This window comes from Dyella sp. 01N448, assembly GCF_056399225.1.
This window is the reverse complement of the sequence record NZ_JBFTQX010000007.1, coordinates 83,281-100,968: the sequence shown is the minus strand read 5'-3', so window position 1 is coordinate 100,968 and position 17,688 is coordinate 83,281. Positions and strand designations below refer to the sequence as shown.

Here is a 17,688-nt window from a genome sequence, read left to right as displayed (position 1 = left end):
GGATTGATATGAACTGCGCAGTCATTTTCGGTGGGTCGGGGTTCATCGGCTGTTTTTTTGCCGACTACCTCCTGAAGAACCGGTTGTTTGACAAGGTGTACCTCTACGACCTCGTGTCGTACAAGGACAAACCCTTTCCCTATCGCAGCGATCTATTGGCCCAGCATGCTCAGAAACTAGAGTTTGTATGCGGCGACGTTCGCCAGGCAATAGCTTGGAAGCCTGTTGAGACGGTTGGATTCGCCGCCAATTTCGCCGCTGTACACCGTGAACCGGGCCACGAGGATCGGGAGTACTTCGAAACCAACTTGTATGGCGCCGAAAACGTGGCGGCGTGGGCCAACGAAGTCGACTGTACCAATATCGCCTTTACCTCCTCCATTTCGCCTTACGGCATCAGCGAGGATGTGAAAGACGAAACCACGTTGCCGGTGCCGGTGACAGCCTATGGGGCCTCCAAGCTGGCTGCGGAGAAAATCCACCTCGCATGGCAGGCAGCGGACAGTGCGCGGCGCAAATTGGTGATCGCCCGTCCTGGCGTGGTGTTCGGACCTGGCGAAGGTGGCAATGTCACTCGTCTGGTGAAGGCGGTGCGGAAGGGCTACTTCTTCTACATGGCGAACCGCAATACGCGCAAAGCCGGGATTTACGTAAAAGAGCTCTGCAACGCGATCTGGTGGGTTCACCAGCTGCAGTTAGAGCAGGGCAGGGGTGTGCTGCTTTTCAATGGCTCAATGAATCCGGGGCCGTCGATTTCTGAGTATGTCGAAGCAGTCGGAAAAGTGGGCGGTGTCAAAAGGTTCGTAGCGAACGTGCCCTATTTTCTTCTTCTTTCTGCTGCCTATGGCATTGATCTCGTGGCCAGGCCGCTCCGTGTCAGCCATCCCTTCAGCCCCGTGCGCATCCGGAAGCTGGTGCGCTCAAACAACATTCTCCCGAATTTTTTGGTAGGCAATGGTTACCCGTATCTCTACTCGCTGGAGACGGCGATGCAGGACTGGAAACAGGATTGCCCCCAAGAGTGGAGCTAGTGGCCGCGACATCTGCAAACGTCCCAACGGTCGATGGACGATTGCCCTGGCTCAGTGATACATCAAATTAATCGTCACCAACGTCAACACCAGCACAATCGCAGTGAGCGGCAGTCCTACGCGGAGGAAGTCTTTGCCGCGGTAGCCGCCGGGGCCGGCGATCATCATCAGGGCGGGGTGGCCTGAGCTGAGCAGGAAGGTGTTGGAGGAGGAGACGGCGACGATCAGTGCGTAGGCCGATGGGTTGTTGCCGGTGGCTACGGCGACGCTGATGGCGATGGGGACCATCATCACGGTGGCGCCGACGTTGGACATCACTTGCGAGAACAGCAAGGTGAGGATGGCCAGCGACAGTTGCAGGATCCAGTGGTTGGTGTGGCCCAGTTGATGCAGCACTTCTTGGGCAAGCCACGCAGCGGCGCCGGTGGCGTCCATCGACCAGCCCAGCGGAATCAGGCAGGCGGTGACGAAGATGGTCTTCCAGTTGATTGCCTTGTACGCCTCGTCCATGTTCAGCACGCCGGTGAGCAGCATGCCGATGGCGCCGGTCATCATGGCCACGGAAAGGTCGAGGTGGGTGAACAACGCAAGGCACTTGGCGAGCAGGAAGAAGCCGACCGCCTGCCAGATTTTGCCGGGGCGTTGTTCTTCCTTCGGAATGTCGGTGACGATCACCAGGTCGCGGTCTTCGCTGGCCAGCACGAGGTCGCGCCAGCTCGAGTGCAGCACCAGCGTGTCGCCCGCGCGCAGACTCACCGAGCGCACGTCGTCGCGATACACCTGGTCGCCGCGATTCACGGCGAGCACCGAGATGCCGTAACGCTTGCGCAGTCGCAGGTCGCCCACGGTCTGTTTGAGGAAGCGCGAGCTCGGCGGAATCACCGCTTCTGAAATACCCGCACGCGACGGGTTGAACAGCTCGCCCAACTGCCGCATGCGCGGCGAGAGTTTGCACAGCTGGTTGTTGGCAAATTGGTTGAGCTGGTCGCGCGGGCCCAGGACGCCGAGCACCGAGCCCACCCAGATCACGTGATCCGCCGGCGGCGCCATGCGCGCATCGTTGCCGCTCTTGATGGCGAGGATCAGCGGCGCGCCGTACAGCTGCTCGACTTCGCCGATGCTCATGCCCACCAGCGGACTTTCAGCGGTGACGGTGAGCTCCGCTGTTTCGCCAACGATGCCGTAGGTATCGGCAAAGTAACTCTCGGTGCGGCCCGGCGTCACCTTGAGGCGTTCGTCTTCGCGTTCGGGCAGTAGTTTCTTGCCGAAGAAATAAAAGAACGCGACACCGGTCAGCGCCAGCACCAGGCCCACGGGCGTGACGCTGAAAAGACCGAACTTGGGAATCGTGTGGGCGCCCGCAGGCAGGTTTGCGTTCGAGCTCGCCACCAGGTCGTTCAGCACGATCAGCGGCGAGTTGGCGATCAGCGTGGTATTGGTGGCGGTGAGGATGCAGAACGCCATCGGCAGCAGCAGGCGCGAGATCGGCACGCCGGTGCGCGCGGCAAGGCGGCTGGTGACGGGGATCATCAACGCGGCCAGCGCCTGGCTGGGAATCACAGCGCTGAACAGGCTGGTGACCAGGTTGATGACCAGGCCCAAGCGCGATTCCACGCCACGCGCCATGCGCATCACGAAGCTGGCGGTGAGGGTGAGCACGCCGGCGCGGTCCAGGCCCGCACCCATGATCATGATCGCGATGATCGCGATAACGGCGTTGCCGGCGAAGCCGTTGAACACGCGATCGGAAGGGATGAGCCCGGTGAGGCCGATCACGACCACCACCAGCAGGGCCACCATGTCGGCGCGGATCCACTCCAGCACCAACATCAGCATGGTGAAGCCCACCAGCCCCAGCACCAGGATCATTTCAGGGGTGAGGGCGAGTCCCACTAGGGTGCGCCCCCGAATTGGGCGTCCTGATGACGGCTGGATGTGGGCAGTGGGAGCTTCACGCTACGACGACTCGTCCCTGTTTGAGACGTGAGTATAAGCGCGTGGTGAGGTGGGCTGGTGAACCCAGGCTGCAAAGTGGGCGCGATTTTTGGTTTTGGTTGTGGGCTCGTCATCCCGGCGCGGGCGGGTATCTGGTCTTGCTGGTCATTCCTGCGAATGCAGGAATCCAGTGACTTTGCGCTTCGATTGTCGCGTCGAGGCCAGAGTGCCGCCTACGCGGCGGGCGTTTCGATCGGCTGCCGCCGACCGAGTCACTTTTCTTTTGCTGGCCCAAAAGAAAAGTAACCCAAAGAAAATGGCCTGATAACGCCCGCAGCATTGTGTTGGGATAAGCCCGAACGCTCGAGGTGCGTCGTTGTGGGACAACCTCCGAGGGTACACAGGGGGTACCTCAGAGCGCTGCGCAACGCGCCCGAATCGCTGAGGACTTAAAGCGGGGCCTCGCTGCGCATCGGCTTTGGTCTGCTCTCCTTACCTTTGCCGCGTCTGCTTGTCTGTGGGAGCGCACCCTGTGCGCGACAGCCACGCTGGGTGTACCGCTCCGTAGGCTTGTCGCGCACAGGGTGCGCTCCCACAAAATGGCGGACCGAAACGCTGATCCGATACCCATGACCATGCGCAACCGTTGTAAGAGCGCACCTTGTGCGCGACCGCGGCGCTGCGGCGTTCCGCTTCGTCGGCTGGTCGCGCACAGGGTGCGCTCCCACAGGCACTCTTTGGCTCTAGAGGAACGCGCCTCCGGCAGGGGGGGAGGGGTGCAAAGCGCTGCGTTCAGCGCCTGCGATACAACAAATCCCACACCCCATGACCCAGCTTGAGACCACGCCGCTCGAAGTGGGTCTCGATGCGCCACGCGGGCTTTTCAGCGTATTGGCCAGGTCCGAGGTCATTGCGCCAGTCGGGAGCGGCTTCCATCACCTCGAGCATGTGCTCGGCATAAGGCTGCCAGTCGGTCGCCAGGTGCAGCAGGCCGTTGGGGGCCATGCGGGAGGCGAGCAGGGCGACGAAGTCGGGCTGGATGATGCGGCGCTTGTTGTGGCGCTTCTTGTGCCACGGGTCCGGGAACCAGATGCGTGCTTCGGCGAGGGTGCCGGGCGGAATCTCGTTTTCAAGGACTTCCACCGCATCGTGCTTGTACAGGCGCACATTGCTGGCATCGCGAGCGGCCAGTGCATTCATCAGGCGGCCCACGCCAGGGCCGTGCACTTCCACGCCGAGGAAGTCGCGGGCGAGGTCGTGCTCGCTGGCCCAGGCCAGCGCCTCGCCATTGCCGAAGCCGATTTCCAATACCAGCGGTGCGGTGCGGCCGAAGCGAGAGGCAAAGTCCTGCGGCGTGCCGCTGTAATCGATGCCGAAGCGCGCCCAGTGGTCATCGAAGGCGCGTTGCTGCGCCGGCGTCATGCGGCCTTCGCGCAGCACGAAGCTGCGGATGCGGCGCATGAAGGGCGGCTGTTCGGCGTCTTCGTGCTCGCCGTCGTGGTCGTGCAGGTCGCTCATGGTCAGCCGATGGTGCCGTCGATGGGGCTGGATGCCGAGGCGAAGCGCTTGCGCGGGATGCGTCCAGCCTTGAAGGCAGCGCGCCCGGCCTGGATCGCCAGCTTCATCGCATGCGCCATCAGCACCGGATCCTTGGCGCCGGCGATGGCGGTGTTCATCAGCACGCCGTCGCAGCCCAGCTCCATCGCGATGGCGGCGTCCGAGGCAGTACCCACGCCGGCGTCGACGATGATCGGCACCTTGGCGTTCTCGATGATTTCCAGCAGGTTGTAGCGGTTCTGGATGCCAAGGCCCGAGCCAATCGGCGCGGCCAGCGGCATCACCGCCACGCAGCCGATCTCTTCCAGGCGCTTGGCCAGGATCGGGTCGTCGCTGGTGTAGACCATCACGTCGAAGCCGTCGGCCACCAGCACTTCGGCCGCCTTGAGCGTTTCCACCACATCGGGGAAGAGCGTGCGCTGGTCGCCCAGTACTTCCAGTTTCACCAGCTTGTGGCCGTCGAGCAGCTCGCGTGCGAGCTTGCAGGTGCGCACGGCGTCCACTGCGTTGTAGCAGCCGGCGGTATTCGGCAGCAGGGTGAATTCTTCGGGCGGCAGCGCGTCCAGCAGGTTGGGCTGGCCGGCGTCCTGGCCAACGTTCACGCGGCGGATGGCAACGGTGACGATCTCGGCGCCGGCGGCCTGGCTGGCGCGGCGGGTCTCGTCGAAATCCTTGTACTTGCCGGTGCCGGTGAGCAGGCGCGAGCCATAGCTCTTGCCGGCGATGATCAGCGGGTCGGAAGCATCGAGCGTCTTGATATTCATCGTGAGGTCTTCAGTCTGCGGCGACGACTGGGCGTCGCATGAACGCGCATGCCCGGGCGATCAACCGCCGCCGATGGCATGGACGATTTCCACGCGGTCGCCGTCGGCCAGGCTATGGCTGGCGTGCAGGCTGCGCGGGACGATCTCTTGGTTCACTTCCACGGCGACGCGGCGCTGGCCGTAGCCGGCGTCTTCAAGCAATTGGGCGACGGTGGTGGCGGGGGCGCAGTCGCGCGGACTGCCATTGAGCGTGATGTGCATCCGTCCATTGTAGCGGCTGCCGGCCCGAATGCCGCCCTGGCGTGAAGAGGCCCGGCGGTGCCGGGCCTCCAGAGGGCGTCAAAGGGCGTGTCAATTGCGCTGCTGGTCGTCCCGACGCGGAGCCGCCCGGTGCTCCTCATGGTTGGGCTGCGGCTGACGCTGCTCCGGCCGCGCCTGGGGTTGTTGCGGCTGAGGATTGCCGCGGGGCACCTCGTTGCGCTGCTGCATCTCCTGCCGCTGTTGCATTTGCTGGCGTTGCTGCATGGCGTCGCGCTGTTGCATCTGCTGTTGCATCGCCTGGCGCTGCTGGAATTCTTGCTGCTGCATCTGCTGGCGTTGCTGCATCAGGTCGCGTTGCGGCGACTGTTGCTGCATCTGCATTACCTGGCGCTGTTGGACGTCCTGCTGCTGGGTTTGCTGGCGCTGCTCCAATTGCTGCTGTTGCGCGGCCCGTCGCTGCTGCATCTGCTGTTGCTGTATGTCCTGGCGCTGCTGCGCGGTGTTGTCCTGGCGCGCCTGTTGCGGTTGAGCCGGTTCGATGCGCGGCGGCGTGGGCAGGCTGCCCGGGGGCACCTGCTGGCTGCGCATGCGATCGGATTGCGCGCTGGGGATGAAGCTCACGCCCGGACGCGGCTGGTTGTCCCCGCCGCGCTGGATCTGGGCCTGGCCGTTCGGTCGAACAAAACGCGAGGACGGCAGCTCGCCCGGACGCATGGCGCCCGGTTCGTTGTCGCCGCGGGGTTGCGGGCGCGCCATGGGCGCGGCCGGGTTGCCGCGCATCGACGGGTTGGGCTGGCCAGCGGCAACCTCTTGCGAGCGATTGGGCGCACCGGCGCGCATGGCCGGCCCCTGGCCATTGAGGAGTCGCACATTATCCCGCTCGGGAGTCATGCGCGGATTGCCGGCGACGTTGGCCGGGCGACCGCCAAAATTCGCGGCCGGCGGGGTACGAGCCACCACTTCGCGCTGGAATCCGCCAGCCGGCAGGGGGCGTCCGTTGTTGGCGCGCGGCGGCGCAAAGCTGCTGCGTACAGGCGCGATCCCGGCGACGCCGCGCGGAGCGACCTGGGCATCGGCGAACCGCCGCGGATCCATACCCGCCATATGCTGCCGCGCATTGCGCGCCGCCACGAAATCCTGGCCCGACATGGCGCGGAACGCATGCGGCACGTCGCGGTTGATGTAGCGCTCGTTGGGCGCCGCGCGTCCGTCGCGGTAGTAGTTGTAGCGCTCGTTGATGTGGTTGATCACCAGGTTGCGGTTGTTGCGCACATAGATATTGGTGACATTGACGTTGGTGTAGTAGCCACGGCTGGCGCGATACCACGGGTTGTAGACCTCGCCCGGCCCGAGCGGGAACCAGCCCACCGGGCCACCCACGCCGATGGATACGCCGCCACCCACAAAGGCCACCAGCGCCGGCGCGTAGACCGGGCGCACACCCACCGGCCCCGGCACCCAGCCCCAGCGGTTGTGCACATGGGCCCAGCGGCCATAGTGATAGGGCGCGAAACCCCAGGGCGCGGCATCCACCCAGGTCCAGCCCCACGGGCCGACGTAGGACCAGTGGCCATCGCTATAGGGCGACCAATCGGCGCCCACGCTTGCGGGATACCAGACCTGGCCGTAATCGGGATCGCTCTGCCAGTTGCCGTATTGGTTGAGATCCTGCGCGCCCACGATGTCCGGCGACACATTGGGATCGGCGGGCATCGCGGCGTATTGCTGGTTGCGGCTGTCCACCCAGTTGTCGAACTCGTCGCCGCCCTGGATGTCGTTGATCGTCACCACGCTCAGCGAGGAATCGACAAACTCGTACGAGCGGCCCGCGGCCACCATGCGCTGCGCGCCGCCCTCGCCATAGACCGTGGCGTGCCCGGCGAAGTCGGTGACGCGGGTGGACTTGCCATCCTCGCTGATATCGATGCGATAGCTGCCCGGTTGATCGATCACCAGGGCCACGGTGGGCGTATCGATTTCGTAGCTCTGGCCATCGTCGAGCCCCTGCACCGTCACGTTGGCCGTGCCCTGGGTCAGTTCGACCTGGGTGAGCTGGTCGTTGAGGGTGAGAAAGCCGAAGTTGGAGTCGTCCGCGATGCGCAGTGTGCCGCCGTCCAGCTGCAGCTCGGCGCGCCCGCCGTCGCCGGTGGAAAGGCGGTCGCCGGTGGTCAGCGGGCGGTTGAGGCTGGCATCGCCCCAATCCTTTTCGCCAGCAGGGAGCAGACCCACGTCGCCGGTGCGATAGGACAGGCGTGCCACGCGCGACGGCGGATCGCCGGCGCCGTTGTCATCGGGTGGCGCCTGCGTCTGCGCCTGGCTAAGCCCGCTGGCGCAGATCAACAGGGCCGCTGCCATCCATCGCCAGCTTTGCGGCGATGTCAGGAAAGCAGAAAGCACACGCATCGGGTTCTCCGGAGCTGGACGCGATGGTTATCGCGGAATGGTTTCGTCGCCCGCAAGAACGCATGGGATTGCCGGCGCCGACGGCTGCATTATGCGGATGAGCGATCCATCCCTAGCAAGGACTGGCAAGGCCGCGTCAAAAAGTGGTTCAGCCGGCCGCCATGTCCGGTTCACGCCGGGTTGGGATAGCCAAATCCAGGCATACCGGGAAAACTGCGCCGTAAACCCGCGGCCATTGATGCGCAGTCCTCATCCGGGGCGGCGGTTCCCAAGCCCCGCGGAGGCGGGTTACCATCGTCGAACGATGCGGGTGTAGCTCAATGGTAGAGCTGTAGCTTCCCAAGCTACTGACGAGGGTTCGATTCCCTTCACCCGCTCCATAGTTGGTCTCGACCCCGTTGCTCTCGACTCCATTGCTCTGGACCCCACCGAGCTCCCTACACGTAACCCTTGCGGCGTGCGCTGATCATGGCGGATGTGACTACCCTCGGCTGGCGGGAGCGCTTGGCATTGCCGATGCTCGGCATTCCTCTGCTCAAGGCCAAACTCGATACCGGCGCGCGTAGCAGTTCCTTGCACGTGGACTCGCTGGAAAGCTTCGTGCGCGCCGGCGATACGTGGCTGCGTTTTTCCGTCACCGTGGGTGGGCGCCATCGTGTCGCCGTGACCTGCGAAACCCTCGCGCTGGACCGGCGTGCCGTCACCGATACGGGTGGCCGGCGCACGCTGCGCTGGTTTATCCGCACCGACGTGGTGGTGGGCGGTGAGCGCTTTGCCGTCGACATCAATCTGACCGACAGGCGCCATATGCTGTTTCCCATGCTGCTCGGCCGTAGCGCCTTGCACGGGCGATTTGCGGTGGATCCTGCGCTTTCCTACACACAGCCTCGACCGATCCGGGCGGGCACGACGGGTGTTTCATGAAAATTGCCATACTTTCGCGCAACACTCGTCTGTACTCGACGCAGCGCCTGGTCGATGTCGCGCGCGAGCGGGGACACGTCGTGCGCGTGCTCGATCCGCTGCGCTGCTACGTGCGCATCGCGCCGGGCAATATGTCCATCCGCTACAAGGGCAAGGCGATCAAGGGCATTGACGCAGTCATCCCGCGCATCGGCGTCACCAGCACGTTTTATGGCACTGCCGTGCTGCGCCAGCTGGAAATGATGGGCGTGTACACGCCCAATACCTCCGACTCGGTCTTGAGCGCACGCGACAAGCTGCGCTCGCTGCAGATCCTGGCGGCCAAGGGCCTGGACATGCCGGCCACGGTGTTCGGCGACAACCCCGACGACACCGCCGACGTGCTGGCCATGCTGGGCGAGCCGCCGCACGTGATCAAGCTCAATGAAGGCAGCCAGGGCACCGGCGTGGTACTGGCCGAAAAGCGCAGTGCATCGCAGAGCGTCATCGAGGCCTTCCGCGGCCTCTACGCCAACTTCCTCGTGCAGGAGTTCATCGCTGAGGCCAAGGGCACCGACTTGCGTTGCTTCGTGGTGGGCAAGAAGGTGGTCGCGGCCATGCAGCGGGAGGCCAGCCCGGGTGAATTCCGCGCCAATATCCATCGCGGGGCCACCGCCAAGGCCGCCACGCTGAGCGCCGAGGAGCGCCGGATTGCCGTTCGTGCCGCCGCGGCCCTGGGCCTGGGCGTGGCCGGCGTGGACATGCTGCGCTCCAAACGCGGCCCCTTGATCCTGGAAGTGAACGCCTCGCCTGGCCTGGAGGGCATCGAGGCCGCCACTGGCGTGAATGTGGCGGGCGCGATCATCCAGCTCCTGGAAAACGAGTCGGGCGCCGTTGCGGCCCCCATCAAACGGCGCTCGCAACGGGCCGGTTGAGTTCATTTGTGCAGGACTACCACTTTTGGCCTTTGACCCCACGCCGAAAGCCGGCCTAGCATGGGAGTTCCTGCAGGGCGCGTCCCGAGGGGGGATGCCGCAGGGTGGAGGAAATCAATGAAGCGGAAGTACTGGCTGCCGGTCACGGCGGCGATGATGCTCGTGTTGCAGGTGGCGACGGTTCAAGCAAAGGAAACCAAGCCTGACGTCAAGGCCACTACCAAGGACGAATTCGCTGCGGTAGCCGACCATGTTCGTCAGCAGATGGCTCCCGGCGGTCGGTTCGATTCCGTGAAGGCAGGCGACCAGGCGACGGTTGATCGCGACCTCAGCAGCATGGAATCGCTGTACGACAAGTTCGGCACGGTCGACGCCATGGATCAGTCGGCCAAGGTCGATCTGTACAACAAGCAGTCGGAAGTGAACGCGATCCTGACCCGCAACGACGGCAATCGCGAAGTGTGCGAGCAGGTCAAGCCGATGGGCTCGAACATTCCCAAGACGGTGTGCAAGACCCAGCGTCAGATCAACGAAGAGAATGATCAGTCGCAGCGCATGAAGCAGGACATGATGAAGGTCCAGAATCCGCGGGGCGGCAATTAAGCCCATTAACGGCGTTGTGAGTAGCGGTTAACCGCCGTGTAACTGCACGACACCTATAAAGTCCCCACTGCAATTTGTTGGCACTTCCGTAAGGGCTGGTGACAGCAGATTTCGGTATCGGGGCAGTAGCTTGAGCCCAGGCGAGCGACCACGAGTCGAGCGGCCTGGGCTTTTTTCTTGCCCGATGCCCGGCCTCGTTCAGCTTTCTTCCCCGCGAGGCCCCTTTCCCCACCACAAGCTTGTTAAGCTTGTTGCCTCGGCCGGCCTCATGCCGGCTGCGTATGGAGGACGCATGCGCGTACTGGTGATCGAAGACAACAGCGATATCGCCACCAACATCGGCGATTATCTGGAAGACCGCGGCCATGTGGTCGATTTCGCCGGCGATGGCGTCACGGGGCTGCATCTGGCCGTCGTGCACGACTTTGACGTGATCGTGCTCGACCTGACCCTGCCGGGCATGGACGGCCTGGACGTGGCCCGCAAGCTGCGCCACGAGGCCCACAAGCAAACGCCGATCCTGATGCTGACCGCGCGTGATGCGCTGGAGCAGAAGCTCACCGGCTTTGAGTCTGGCGCCGACGACTACATGACCAAGCCGTTCGCCCTGCAGGAACTGGCAGCGCGCCTGGAAGTGCTGGCCCGTCGCGGCAAGGGTCCGCAGAGCCGCGTCCTCAAGGTGGGTGATCTCACCTACAACCTCGACACGCTCACGGTCACCCGTGAAGGCAAGTCGATCCAGCTCAACCCGATCGGGCTGAAGCTGCTGCAAGCCCTGATGGAGGCGAGCCCCTCGGTGGTCACCCGTCAGGACCTGGAGCAGCGCGTGTGGGGCGAAGAACTGCCCGACAGCGATTCGTTGCGCGTGCATATCCATGGCCTGCGTGCGGCCATCGACAAGCCGTTCGACAAGCCGCTGATCCACACGCGTCACGGTATCGGTTATCGAATGGTCGAACCGGATGCAGTCCAGGCGTAAGCTCAGGTTTCGCCTGGTCGTCTCCTTCGCGCTGTTCGGTTTCGGCCTCAGCGCGTTGTTTGCGTTTGCGGCGTTGAATATTCGCAGTCGGGTGGAGGACCAGTTGGTCAACTCCAGCCTGATTGACGATGCGCGCTGGGCGAACCAGCAGGCGCAGCAACACCCTGGCGCACCCGCCGGGTCGCGCCTGCTCACCGGCAGCATGTATAGCGATCGCACGATCTATAAAGCGCCGCTGACATGGCAGAACCTGGACAACGGCGTTCACGACATTTACGAGAACGACCAGGATGGCCAGCGCCATCACTACAAGTTGGCCGTCTATCGCGAGAACGGCATCATAAGCTTCCTGCGTTACGACGTATCGCGGGAAGAGCTGGGCAAGCAGCAACTGCTGTTCAGCGTGATCGCGGCTGTCTTCCTGTTTGGTTTGCTGTCGTTGGTGCTGGGTCTGTGGCTTTCGCGCAAGGTGCTTAAGCCGGTCAGCGAGCTCGCCCGCCGGCTCCGCGATTTCCGCAAGAACGGCAAGGCCGAATTGCTGGCGCCGCATTTCGCCGACGACGAAGTGGGCGAGCTGGCGCTCGCGCTCGACGAATACTCGCAACGACTCACCGCGATGGTGGAGCGCGACCGCGAATTCAACTCCGACGTGAGCCACGAGCTGCGCACGCCGCTGGCAGTCATTTCCAGCACCACCGAACTGCTGCAGGGCTCGCCTGATCTCACCGACAAGTTGCGCGAGCGCCTCAAGCGCATCGAGCGCTCGTCGCGTCAGGCGACCGAACTGATCGAGGCCTTGCTGCTGCTGTCGCGCGCGGAACGTCGCGGCCCCACGCGCGGCGAAACCACCGACGTGTGCAAGGTGGCCTCGGACGTGATCGAAAGCCAGCGTCCGCAAATGCGCGACAAGCCGCTGGAAGTGGAACTGCGAGTCAAGCATTCGGCAAGCATCAATGCGCCGGCATCGGTGCTCGCCGTGGCGCTCACCAACCTGATCGGCAACGCCATCAAGTACACGCTCGAAGGGCGTGTCACGGTGGAGGTGAGCGCCGATCGCATCGAAGTGATCGACACCGGCCCGGGCATCAAGCCCGAAGATGCCGAGCGTCTTTTCCAGCGTGGCGTGCGCGGCGAAGGTGCCGGTGGCAGTGGCGCGGGGCTGGGCCTGGCGATCGTGCGTCGCTTGTGCGACCTGTACGGCTGGGATGTGTCGATGCGTCCGCGTACCGACACCAATGGGGCTGTCGCGAGCATCGTGTTCGGCTGATCGAATGGCGCGAGGTACGCCTCGCTCTTAGCTCGTCGTTCCGGCGCAGGCCGGAATCCAGTGGCGATGCGCTCGAGTTTTCGCTGTCACTTCCAGAGCAGGCCGCCATGATCCGACAACCGGACACCGGCGCCACCGGATTCCGGCCTGCGCCGGAATGACGGCCAGGAGAAGTGCCTTTCAACTGAAGGCGCGCCGCAACGCTGCATTCAACAAAACAAAAGCGGCGCCATCACGGCGCCGCTTCCATGACTGCCGCTCTCAGTCAAAAACTCAAAGCGGCTCCAGCCAACCCCACTGGTCGTTGGTCTTGCCATTGAACAGGCCAAAGAACAGCTCCTGCAGGCGACGCGTCACGCGGCCGGCCTTGCCGCTGCCGATCTGCTTGCCGTCCACCGCGCGGATCGGCGTGATCTCCGCGGCCGTGCCGCACATCAGCAGTTCGTCGCACAAATAGAGGTATTCACGCGGGATGTCGCGCTCGACCACTTCGATGCCGTCCTCGCGGGCCAGCGTCTTGATCGAGTCGCGCGTGATGCCGGCAAGAATGGATGCGCTGGCCGGGGTGGTGTGCAGCACGCCGTCGAACACCAGGAAGAGGTTCTCGCCCGCGCCTTCGCTGAGCAGGCCGGTGGAAGCCATGGCGATGCCTTCACCGAAGCCCAGGCGGCGCGCTTCACGCGCGATCAGCTGGCCGGAAAGGTAATTGCCGCCGGCCTTGGCGCCGGCCGGAATGGTGTTGGGCGCAAAGCGCTGCCAGCTCGATACGCAGGCATCGATGCCGCTTTCCAACGCCTCCGGACCGAGATACGGGCCCATCGGCCAGGCGGCGACGGCCACATCGATGGGCGTTTCCGCCGACAGGCCGAAACCACCCAGGCCGCGGTAAGCCACCGGGCGCAGGTAGGCGGCCGAGAGGCCGTTCTTGCGCACCACGTCGCGGCAAGCTGCAGCGAGCTCGTCCTGCGAGTAGGGCACGACCATGTCGTAGATCTTGGCCGACTGGTAGAGGCGCTTGAGGTGGTCGGTCAGGCGAAAAATCGCCGCGCCGTCCGGCGTGGCATAACTGCGGATGCCTTCGAACACCGACGAGCCGTAGTGCAGCGCATGCGCCATCACGTGCGTGGTGGCGTCCTGCCAGGGCTTGATGGCACCGTTCTGCCAGATCCAATCGGGGTACTGCTGCGCCATGGGGGATCTCCGGGGAAAAATCGCGCCATGATACCGCGGCGGCGGCATGGGCGATTTTGCGCAGCACCAATGCGGGTCAGCCCGAAGCGCGCAACCACAGGCAGCCGGAGCGCTTGACCACCGTGAAGCGGGTCTCGCGTGCCACGCCGCTGGCGTCCCCCGATGCCGTGCGTACGACCAGTTGCTGGTCGCCGCTCGATGAGGGAGGGGGTCGCGTCGCATCGGCGGCGGGCGAGCTCAACAGTGGATCGTCGCTGGGGGGCGGCGGTGAGTCGTCGATTTCCGACGCCGTGCCGATATCGAGCAAGGGACGCTGCATCAGCGAACCGAGCGAGCGGATGTCTGCAACCACGGCATCACGGCCGTAGCCGTTCCAGATCATCAGCCCGGCCAGTCGATTGGGATCGCGCGCAGCGAACGCGTCGATCATGCCCTGGCGCAGCGCGCCTACCGACGTGGCGCAGCTCACCGGCGGCGGCGTGCTGGCGCCGAGGGTCGAGACGTCCTGCGTCACCGGTGCTTTCGTGGCCGCAGGTGGCGTATTCACCGGCGTCGCCTGCAGGGCGGCACACGGCTGATCGGTGAACAGGGGATTGCCGTCCGCGCCGATGCAGCGATGAATGCCGTCCTGCGCCATCGCGCAGAGCGGCAACAGGAACAGCAGTAGCGCGCAGCCGATTCGCTTCATCCATCGAGCTTACGCCCGATGTCGTTGCCTATCCGTGCAGCCGGTCGAGGATCGCAAGCGTGGGACGTGCGCGGTTCAAGGTATAGAAATGCAACGACGGCGCGCCGCCTTCCAGCAACCGGCGACACATTTGCGCCACCACGTCGGCGCCCAGCTCGCGGATCGAAGCGGCATCGTCACCGTGGGCCAGCATGCGCTTGGCGATCCAGCGCGGGATCTCGGCACCGCAGCCATCGGAGAAACGCTTGAGCTGCGAATAATTGGAGATGGGCATGATGCCGGGCACGATCGGCACCTTCACGCCAAGACGCCGCACGTCGTCGACGAAGCGGAAATAGGCATCGGCGTTGAAGAAGTACTGCGTGATCGCGCCATCGGCGCCGGCGTCCACCTTGGCCTTGAAATGGCGAAGGTCGGCCAGTGCATCGTCGGCCTGCGGATGCATTTCCGGGTACGCGGCCACTTCGATATGAAAGTGATCGCCCGAATGCTCGCGGATGAAACGCACCAGTTCGGACGCGTAACGGAAGTCGCCGGGCGTAGCCATGCCCGAGGGCAGGTCGCCGCGCAGTGCGACGATGCGTCGATAACCGGCCGCGCGATAGTCGTCGAGCAGGGCGCCCAGCTCCGCGCGCGTGCCGCCTACGCAGGAAAGGTGCGGCGCCACGCTAAGCCCGTGGGTCGTGTGCAGCCGGTGCACGGTTTCACCGGTGTAGCTCAGCGTTGACCCGCCTGCACCAAACGTCACCGAGACGTACTCGGGCGCACGGGACTTCAGCAGCGCCGCGGACTGGTCGAGCTGCGTGCGCTGTTCGTCGGTCTTGGGCGGGAAGAACTCAAAGCTGATGCTCGACATCGGGATGGTCCCTGCGGTGGCGTTGGGCGAGAGTATATATCTCTTTCTCGCGATATAGAGATGTCTAGACCAGGGCGGGCGTTCAGCCTCGCTGCCGCGCCCGCCTGCGACAAACCGCGGCAGGCGATGACGGCGTCGCCATTGATCCAGATCAATTGGCCACTTCCGCCCGGCCCCCAGACTCCCATCCGTTCAGTTATGCCTAGGAGTGGGCTTCATGGTGGGCGTCGAGGGGAGTTACAACGACAAGGTCATACGGCAGTTTTCCGTGATGACCGTGGTCTGGGGCGTGGTCGGCATGCTGGTGGGCGTCTTCATCGCTGCCCAGCTGTATTGGCCCGCCCTCAATTTCGATATCCCGTGGCTCAGCTACGGCCGACTGCGCCCACTGCATACCAATGCGGTGATTTTTGCGTTCGGCGGTTGCGCGCTGTTCGCCACCAGCCTGTACACCGTGCAGCGCACCTGCCATGTGCGCCTGATCTCCGACAAGCTCGCCGCCTTCGTGTTCTGGGGCTGGCAGCTGGTGATCGTGGCCGCCGCCATCTCGCTGCCGCTGGGCTATACCCAGGGCAAGGAGTACGCCGAACTCGAGTGGCCGATCGCCATCCTGATCACCATCGTGTGGGTGGCGTATGCGGTGTTGTTCTTCGGCACCATCGTCAAGCGCAAGGTGAAGCACATCTACGTCGCCAACTGGTTCTACGGCGCGTACATCATCACCATTGCGTTGTTGCATGTGGTCAACCATCTGGCCATTCCGGCCGGCCCGATGAAGTCGTACTCGGTGTACTCGGGTGCGGTGGATGCGATGGTGCAGTGGTGGTACGGCCATAACGCGGTGGGTTTCTTCCTGACCACCGCCTTCCTCGGCATGATGTATTACTTCGTGCCCAAGCAGGCCGATCGCCCGATCTATTCGTACCGCCTGTCGATCGTGCACTTCTGGGCGCTGATCGCCATCTACATGTGGGCTGGTCCGCATCACCTGCAGTACACCGCATTGCCCGACTGGGCGCAGAACCTGGGCATGGTGTTTTCGCTGGTGCTGCTGGCGCCCTCGTGGGGCGGTGCGATCAACGGCATCCTCACGCTGTCGGGCGTCTGGTACAAGCTGCGCACCGATCCGATCCTGAAGTTCCTCGTCGTCTCGCTCTCGTTCTACATGATGAGCACGTTCGAGGGACCGATGATGTCGATCAAGACGGTCAACTCGCTCAGCCACTACACCGACTGGACCATCGGCCACGTGCATTCGGGTGCGCTGGGCTGGGTCGCGATGATTTCCATCGGCTCCATCTACGCGATGCTGCCGCGCCTGCTGCGCCTGCCCAGGATGTATTCGACCAGGCTGATCGATCTGCACTTCTGGCTGCATACCGTCGGCGTGGTGGTCTACATCACCGCGATGTGGATTGCCGGCGTGACGCAGGGCCTGATGTGGCGCGCCACCGATCCCGACACCGGCACGCTCACTTACGCCTTTGTCGAAGCGCTCAACGCCACCAAGCCGTATTACCTCGTGCGCATCGGCGGCGGCTTGATCGTGCTGTCCGGCATGCTGGTGATGGGCTGGAACGTGTTCAAGACGTTCCGCCTGGCCGCCGCGAGCACCGAGCCGCAACCGCTGCTCGCGCCCGACGCCGCCGACGCCCGTGCCTGAAGGAACAGACATGAGCCAGACACACGCAAAACTCGAAAAGAACATCGGCCTCATGGCCATCCTGGTGGCAGTTGCCGTTTCCTTTGGCGGTCTCGCCGAAATCGTGCCGCTGATGTTCCAGGCCGAAACGATCAAGCCGTTGCCGGGCGTCAAGCCGTATCCCGCGCTGCAGCTGGCGGGCTTCGACGTCTACGTCCGCGAAGGCTGCTACAACTGCCATTCGCAGATGGTGCGCACGCTGCGCTTTGAAACCGAGCGCTACGGACATTATTCGCTGGCCGGCGAATCGGTTTACGACCATCCGTTCCAGTGGGGCAGCAAGCGCACCGGCCCCGATCTGGCGCGCGTCGGATTGCGCGGCTATTCCGACGACTGGCATCGCGCGCATCTGCACAACCCGCGCGACGTCGTGCCCGAGTCCAACATGCCCGGTTATCCGTGGCTGGCGGACAACAAGCTCGATGGCGAGGGAGTGGCCACGCACATGCGTGCGCTGAAACGCATCGGCGATCCGTATAGCGAAGAAGACATCGCAGGCGCGGCCAAGGCCGTCGAAGGCAAGACCGAACTCGATGCGGTGATCGCCTATCTGCAGGCGCTGGGCACGCATGTGTCGCAGGCCGACATGCAGGCTGCCGAAGGAGCGGAGTGA

16 protein-coding genes and 1 tRNA gene are annotated in these 17,688 nt (G+C 64.1%); 9 read left to right on the top strand and 8 right to left on the bottom strand.

Annotated features, from left to right (window positions below):
- Positions 1-8: 8 nt before the first annotated feature.
- Entirely contained in the window at positions 9-1,031 is a 1,023-nt protein-coding gene (locus tag AC1DKY_RS14390) for an NAD-dependent epimerase/dehydratase family protein (RefSeq protein ID WP_441604452.1), read from the top strand.
- 51 nt (positions 1,032-1,082) lie between these two features.
- Here the strand turns inward: AC1DKY_RS14390 and AC1DKY_RS14385 are convergent, their stop codons facing one another.
- The 5 genes from AC1DKY_RS14385 to AC1DKY_RS14365 all read right to left on the bottom strand — a co-directional run bounded on the left by AC1DKY_RS14385 (position 1,083) and on the right by AC1DKY_RS14365 (position 7,951).
- Positions 1,083-2,900, bottom strand: coding sequence for an SLC13 family permease (locus AC1DKY_RS14385; protein WP_441604517.1), 1,818 nt, complete (start codon positions 2,898-2,900; stop codon positions 1,083-1,085).
- A gap of 858 nt (positions 2,901-3,758) precedes the next feature.
- Complete coding sequence (trmB, locus tag AC1DKY_RS14380; RefSeq protein ID WP_441604451.1) at positions 3,759-4,484, bottom strand: tRNA (guanosine(46)-N7)-methyltransferase TrmB; 726 nt, start codon at positions 4,482-4,484, stop codon at positions 3,759-3,761.
- A 2-nt stretch (positions 4,485-4,486) separates the two neighbouring features.
- Positions 4,487-5,287 (bottom strand): thiazole synthase, encoded by an 801-nt coding sequence (locus tag AC1DKY_RS14375; RefSeq protein ID WP_441604450.1) that lies wholly within the window; start codon positions 5,285-5,287, stop codon positions 4,487-4,489.
- A gap of 60 nt (positions 5,288-5,347) precedes the next feature.
- Complete coding sequence (thiS, locus tag AC1DKY_RS14370; protein ID WP_121882580.1) at positions 5,348-5,548, bottom strand: sulfur carrier protein ThiS; 201 nt, start codon at positions 5,546-5,548, stop codon at positions 5,348-5,350.
- 90 nt (positions 5,549-5,638) lie between these two features.
- On the bottom strand, positions 5,639-7,951 hold the full coding sequence (locus tag AC1DKY_RS14365; RefSeq protein WP_441604449.1) for a DUF6600 domain-containing protein: 2,313 nt from the start codon (positions 7,949-7,951) through the stop codon (positions 5,639-5,641).
- Between the two features lie 306 nt (positions 7,952-8,257).
- On the opposite strand from AC1DKY_RS14365, the gene AC1DKY_RS14360 reads away from it, so the two are divergent.
- From AC1DKY_RS14360 to AC1DKY_RS14335, 6 genes are all read left to right on the top strand, one after another.
- Positions 8,258-8,331: transfer RNA gene (locus AC1DKY_RS14360), tRNA-Gly, on the top strand.
- A gap of 88 nt (positions 8,332-8,419) precedes the next feature.
- Positions 8,420-8,875, top strand: a complete 456-nt coding sequence (locus AC1DKY_RS14355) for an ATP-dependent zinc protease family protein (protein ID WP_441604448.1) — start codon at positions 8,420-8,422, stop codon at positions 8,873-8,875.
- Positions 8,872-9,789, top strand: a complete 918-nt coding sequence (gene rimK / locus AC1DKY_RS14350; RefSeq protein ID WP_441604447.1) for a 30S ribosomal protein S6--L-glutamate ligase — start codon at positions 8,872-8,874, stop codon at positions 9,787-9,789. The genes AC1DKY_RS14355 and rimK overlap by 4 nt, the downstream gene beginning before the upstream one ends.
- Positions 9,790-9,906: 117 nt before the next feature.
- Positions 9,907-10,392 (top strand): hypothetical protein, encoded by a 486-nt coding sequence (locus AC1DKY_RS14345; protein WP_441604446.1) that lies wholly within the window; start codon positions 9,907-9,909, stop codon positions 10,390-10,392.
- A 292-nt stretch (positions 10,393-10,684) separates the two neighbouring features.
- Positions 10,685-11,371: a response regulator transcription factor gene (locus tag AC1DKY_RS14340; protein ID WP_046972192.1), complete on the top strand. Its 687-nt coding sequence runs from the start codon at positions 10,685-10,687 to the stop codon at positions 11,369-11,371.
- A complete protein-coding gene (locus tag AC1DKY_RS14335; protein ID WP_441604445.1) occupies positions 11,355-12,638 on the top strand; it encodes a sensor histidine kinase in 1,284 nt (427 codons plus the stop codon). The genes AC1DKY_RS14340 and AC1DKY_RS14335 overlap by 17 nt, the downstream gene beginning before the upstream one ends.
- A 273-nt stretch (positions 12,639-12,911) precedes the next feature.
- Here the strand turns inward: AC1DKY_RS14335 and AC1DKY_RS14330 are convergent, their stop codons facing one another.
- From AC1DKY_RS14330 to metF, 3 genes are all read right to left on the bottom strand, one after another.
- A complete protein-coding gene (locus AC1DKY_RS14330) occupies positions 12,912-13,829 on the bottom strand; it encodes a branched-chain amino acid transaminase (RefSeq protein ID WP_441604444.1) in 918 nt (305 codons plus the stop codon).
- A 76-nt stretch (positions 13,830-13,905) separates the two neighbouring features.
- On the bottom strand, positions 13,906-14,517 hold the full coding sequence (locus AC1DKY_RS14325; protein ID WP_441604443.1) for a DUF4124 domain-containing protein: 612 nt from the start codon (positions 14,515-14,517) through the stop codon (positions 13,906-13,908).
- A 28-nt stretch (positions 14,518-14,545) separates the two neighbouring features.
- Complete coding sequence (metF, locus tag AC1DKY_RS14320) at positions 14,546-15,373, bottom strand: methylenetetrahydrofolate reductase [NAD(P)H] (RefSeq protein ID WP_441604442.1); 828 nt, start codon at positions 15,371-15,373, stop codon at positions 14,546-14,548.
- 217 nt (positions 15,374-15,590) lie between these two features.
- Between metF and ccoN the strand changes: the two genes are divergently transcribed.
- Together ccoN and ccoO are read left to right on the top strand one after the other, a co-directional pair.
- The gene (gene ccoN / locus AC1DKY_RS14315) at positions 15,591-17,036 is read left to right on the top strand and encodes a cytochrome-c oxidase, cbb3-type subunit I (RefSeq protein WP_441604441.1); all 1,446 of its coding nucleotides are present in this window, start codon (positions 15,591-15,593) and stop codon (positions 17,034-17,036) included.
- Positions 17,037-17,046: 10 nt separating this feature from the next.
- On the top strand, positions 17,047-17,688 hold the full coding sequence (ccoO, locus tag AC1DKY_RS14310) for a cytochrome-c oxidase, cbb3-type subunit II (protein ID WP_441604440.1): 642 nt from the start codon (positions 17,047-17,049) through the stop codon (positions 17,686-17,688).

Excerpts from the sequence above, each read along its gene's own strand:
- AC1DKY_RS14390 (WP_441604452.1), top strand. The coding sequence starts at position 9 with ATGAACTGCGCAGTCATTTTCGGTGGGTCGGGGTTCATCGGCTGTTTT.
- AC1DKY_RS14385 (WP_441604517.1), bottom strand. The coding sequence starts at position 2,900 with ATGATCCTGGTGCTGGGGCTGGTGGGCTTCACCATGCTGATGTTGGTG.
- trmB (WP_441604451.1), bottom strand. The coding sequence starts at position 4,484 with ATGAGCGACCTGCACGACCACGACGGCGAGCACGAAGACGCCGAACAG.
- AC1DKY_RS14375 (WP_441604450.1), bottom strand. The coding sequence starts at position 5,287 with ATGAATATCAAGACGCTCGATGCTTCCGACCCGCTGATCATCGCCGGC.
- thiS (WP_121882580.1), bottom strand. The coding sequence starts at position 5,548 with ATGCACATCACGCTCAATGGCAGTCCGCGCGACTGCGCCCCCGCCACC.
- AC1DKY_RS14365 (WP_441604449.1), bottom strand. The coding sequence starts at position 7,951 with ATGCGTGTGCTTTCTGCTTTCCTGACATCGCCGCAAAGCTGGCGATGG.
- AC1DKY_RS14355 (WP_441604448.1), top strand. The coding sequence starts at position 8,420 with ATGGCGGATGTGACTACCCTCGGCTGGCGGGAGCGCTTGGCATTGCCG.
- rimK (WP_441604447.1), top strand. The coding sequence starts at position 8,872 with ATGAAAATTGCCATACTTTCGCGCAACACTCGTCTGTACTCGACGCAG.
- AC1DKY_RS14345 (WP_441604446.1), top strand. The coding sequence starts at position 9,907 with ATGAAGCGGAAGTACTGGCTGCCGGTCACGGCGGCGATGATGCTCGTG.
- AC1DKY_RS14340 (WP_046972192.1), top strand. The coding sequence starts at position 10,685 with ATGCGCGTACTGGTGATCGAAGACAACAGCGATATCGCCACCAACATC.
- AC1DKY_RS14335 (WP_441604445.1), top strand. The coding sequence starts at position 11,355 with ATGCAGTCCAGGCGTAAGCTCAGGTTTCGCCTGGTCGTCTCCTTCGCG.
- AC1DKY_RS14330 (WP_441604444.1), bottom strand. The coding sequence starts at position 13,829 with ATGGCGCAGCAGTACCCCGATTGGATCTGGCAGAACGGTGCCATCAAG.
- AC1DKY_RS14325 (WP_441604443.1), bottom strand. The coding sequence starts at position 14,517 with ATGAAGCGAATCGGCTGCGCGCTACTGCTGTTCCTGTTGCCGCTCTGC.
- metF (WP_441604442.1), bottom strand. The coding sequence starts at position 15,373 with ATGTCGAGCATCAGCTTTGAGTTCTTCCCGCCCAAGACCGACGAACAG.
- ccoN (WP_441604441.1), top strand. The coding sequence starts at position 15,591 with ATGGTGGGCGTCGAGGGGAGTTACAACGACAAGGTCATACGGCAGTTT.
- ccoO (WP_441604440.1), top strand. The coding sequence starts at position 17,047 with ATGAGCCAGACACACGCAAAACTCGAAAAGAACATCGGCCTCATGGCC.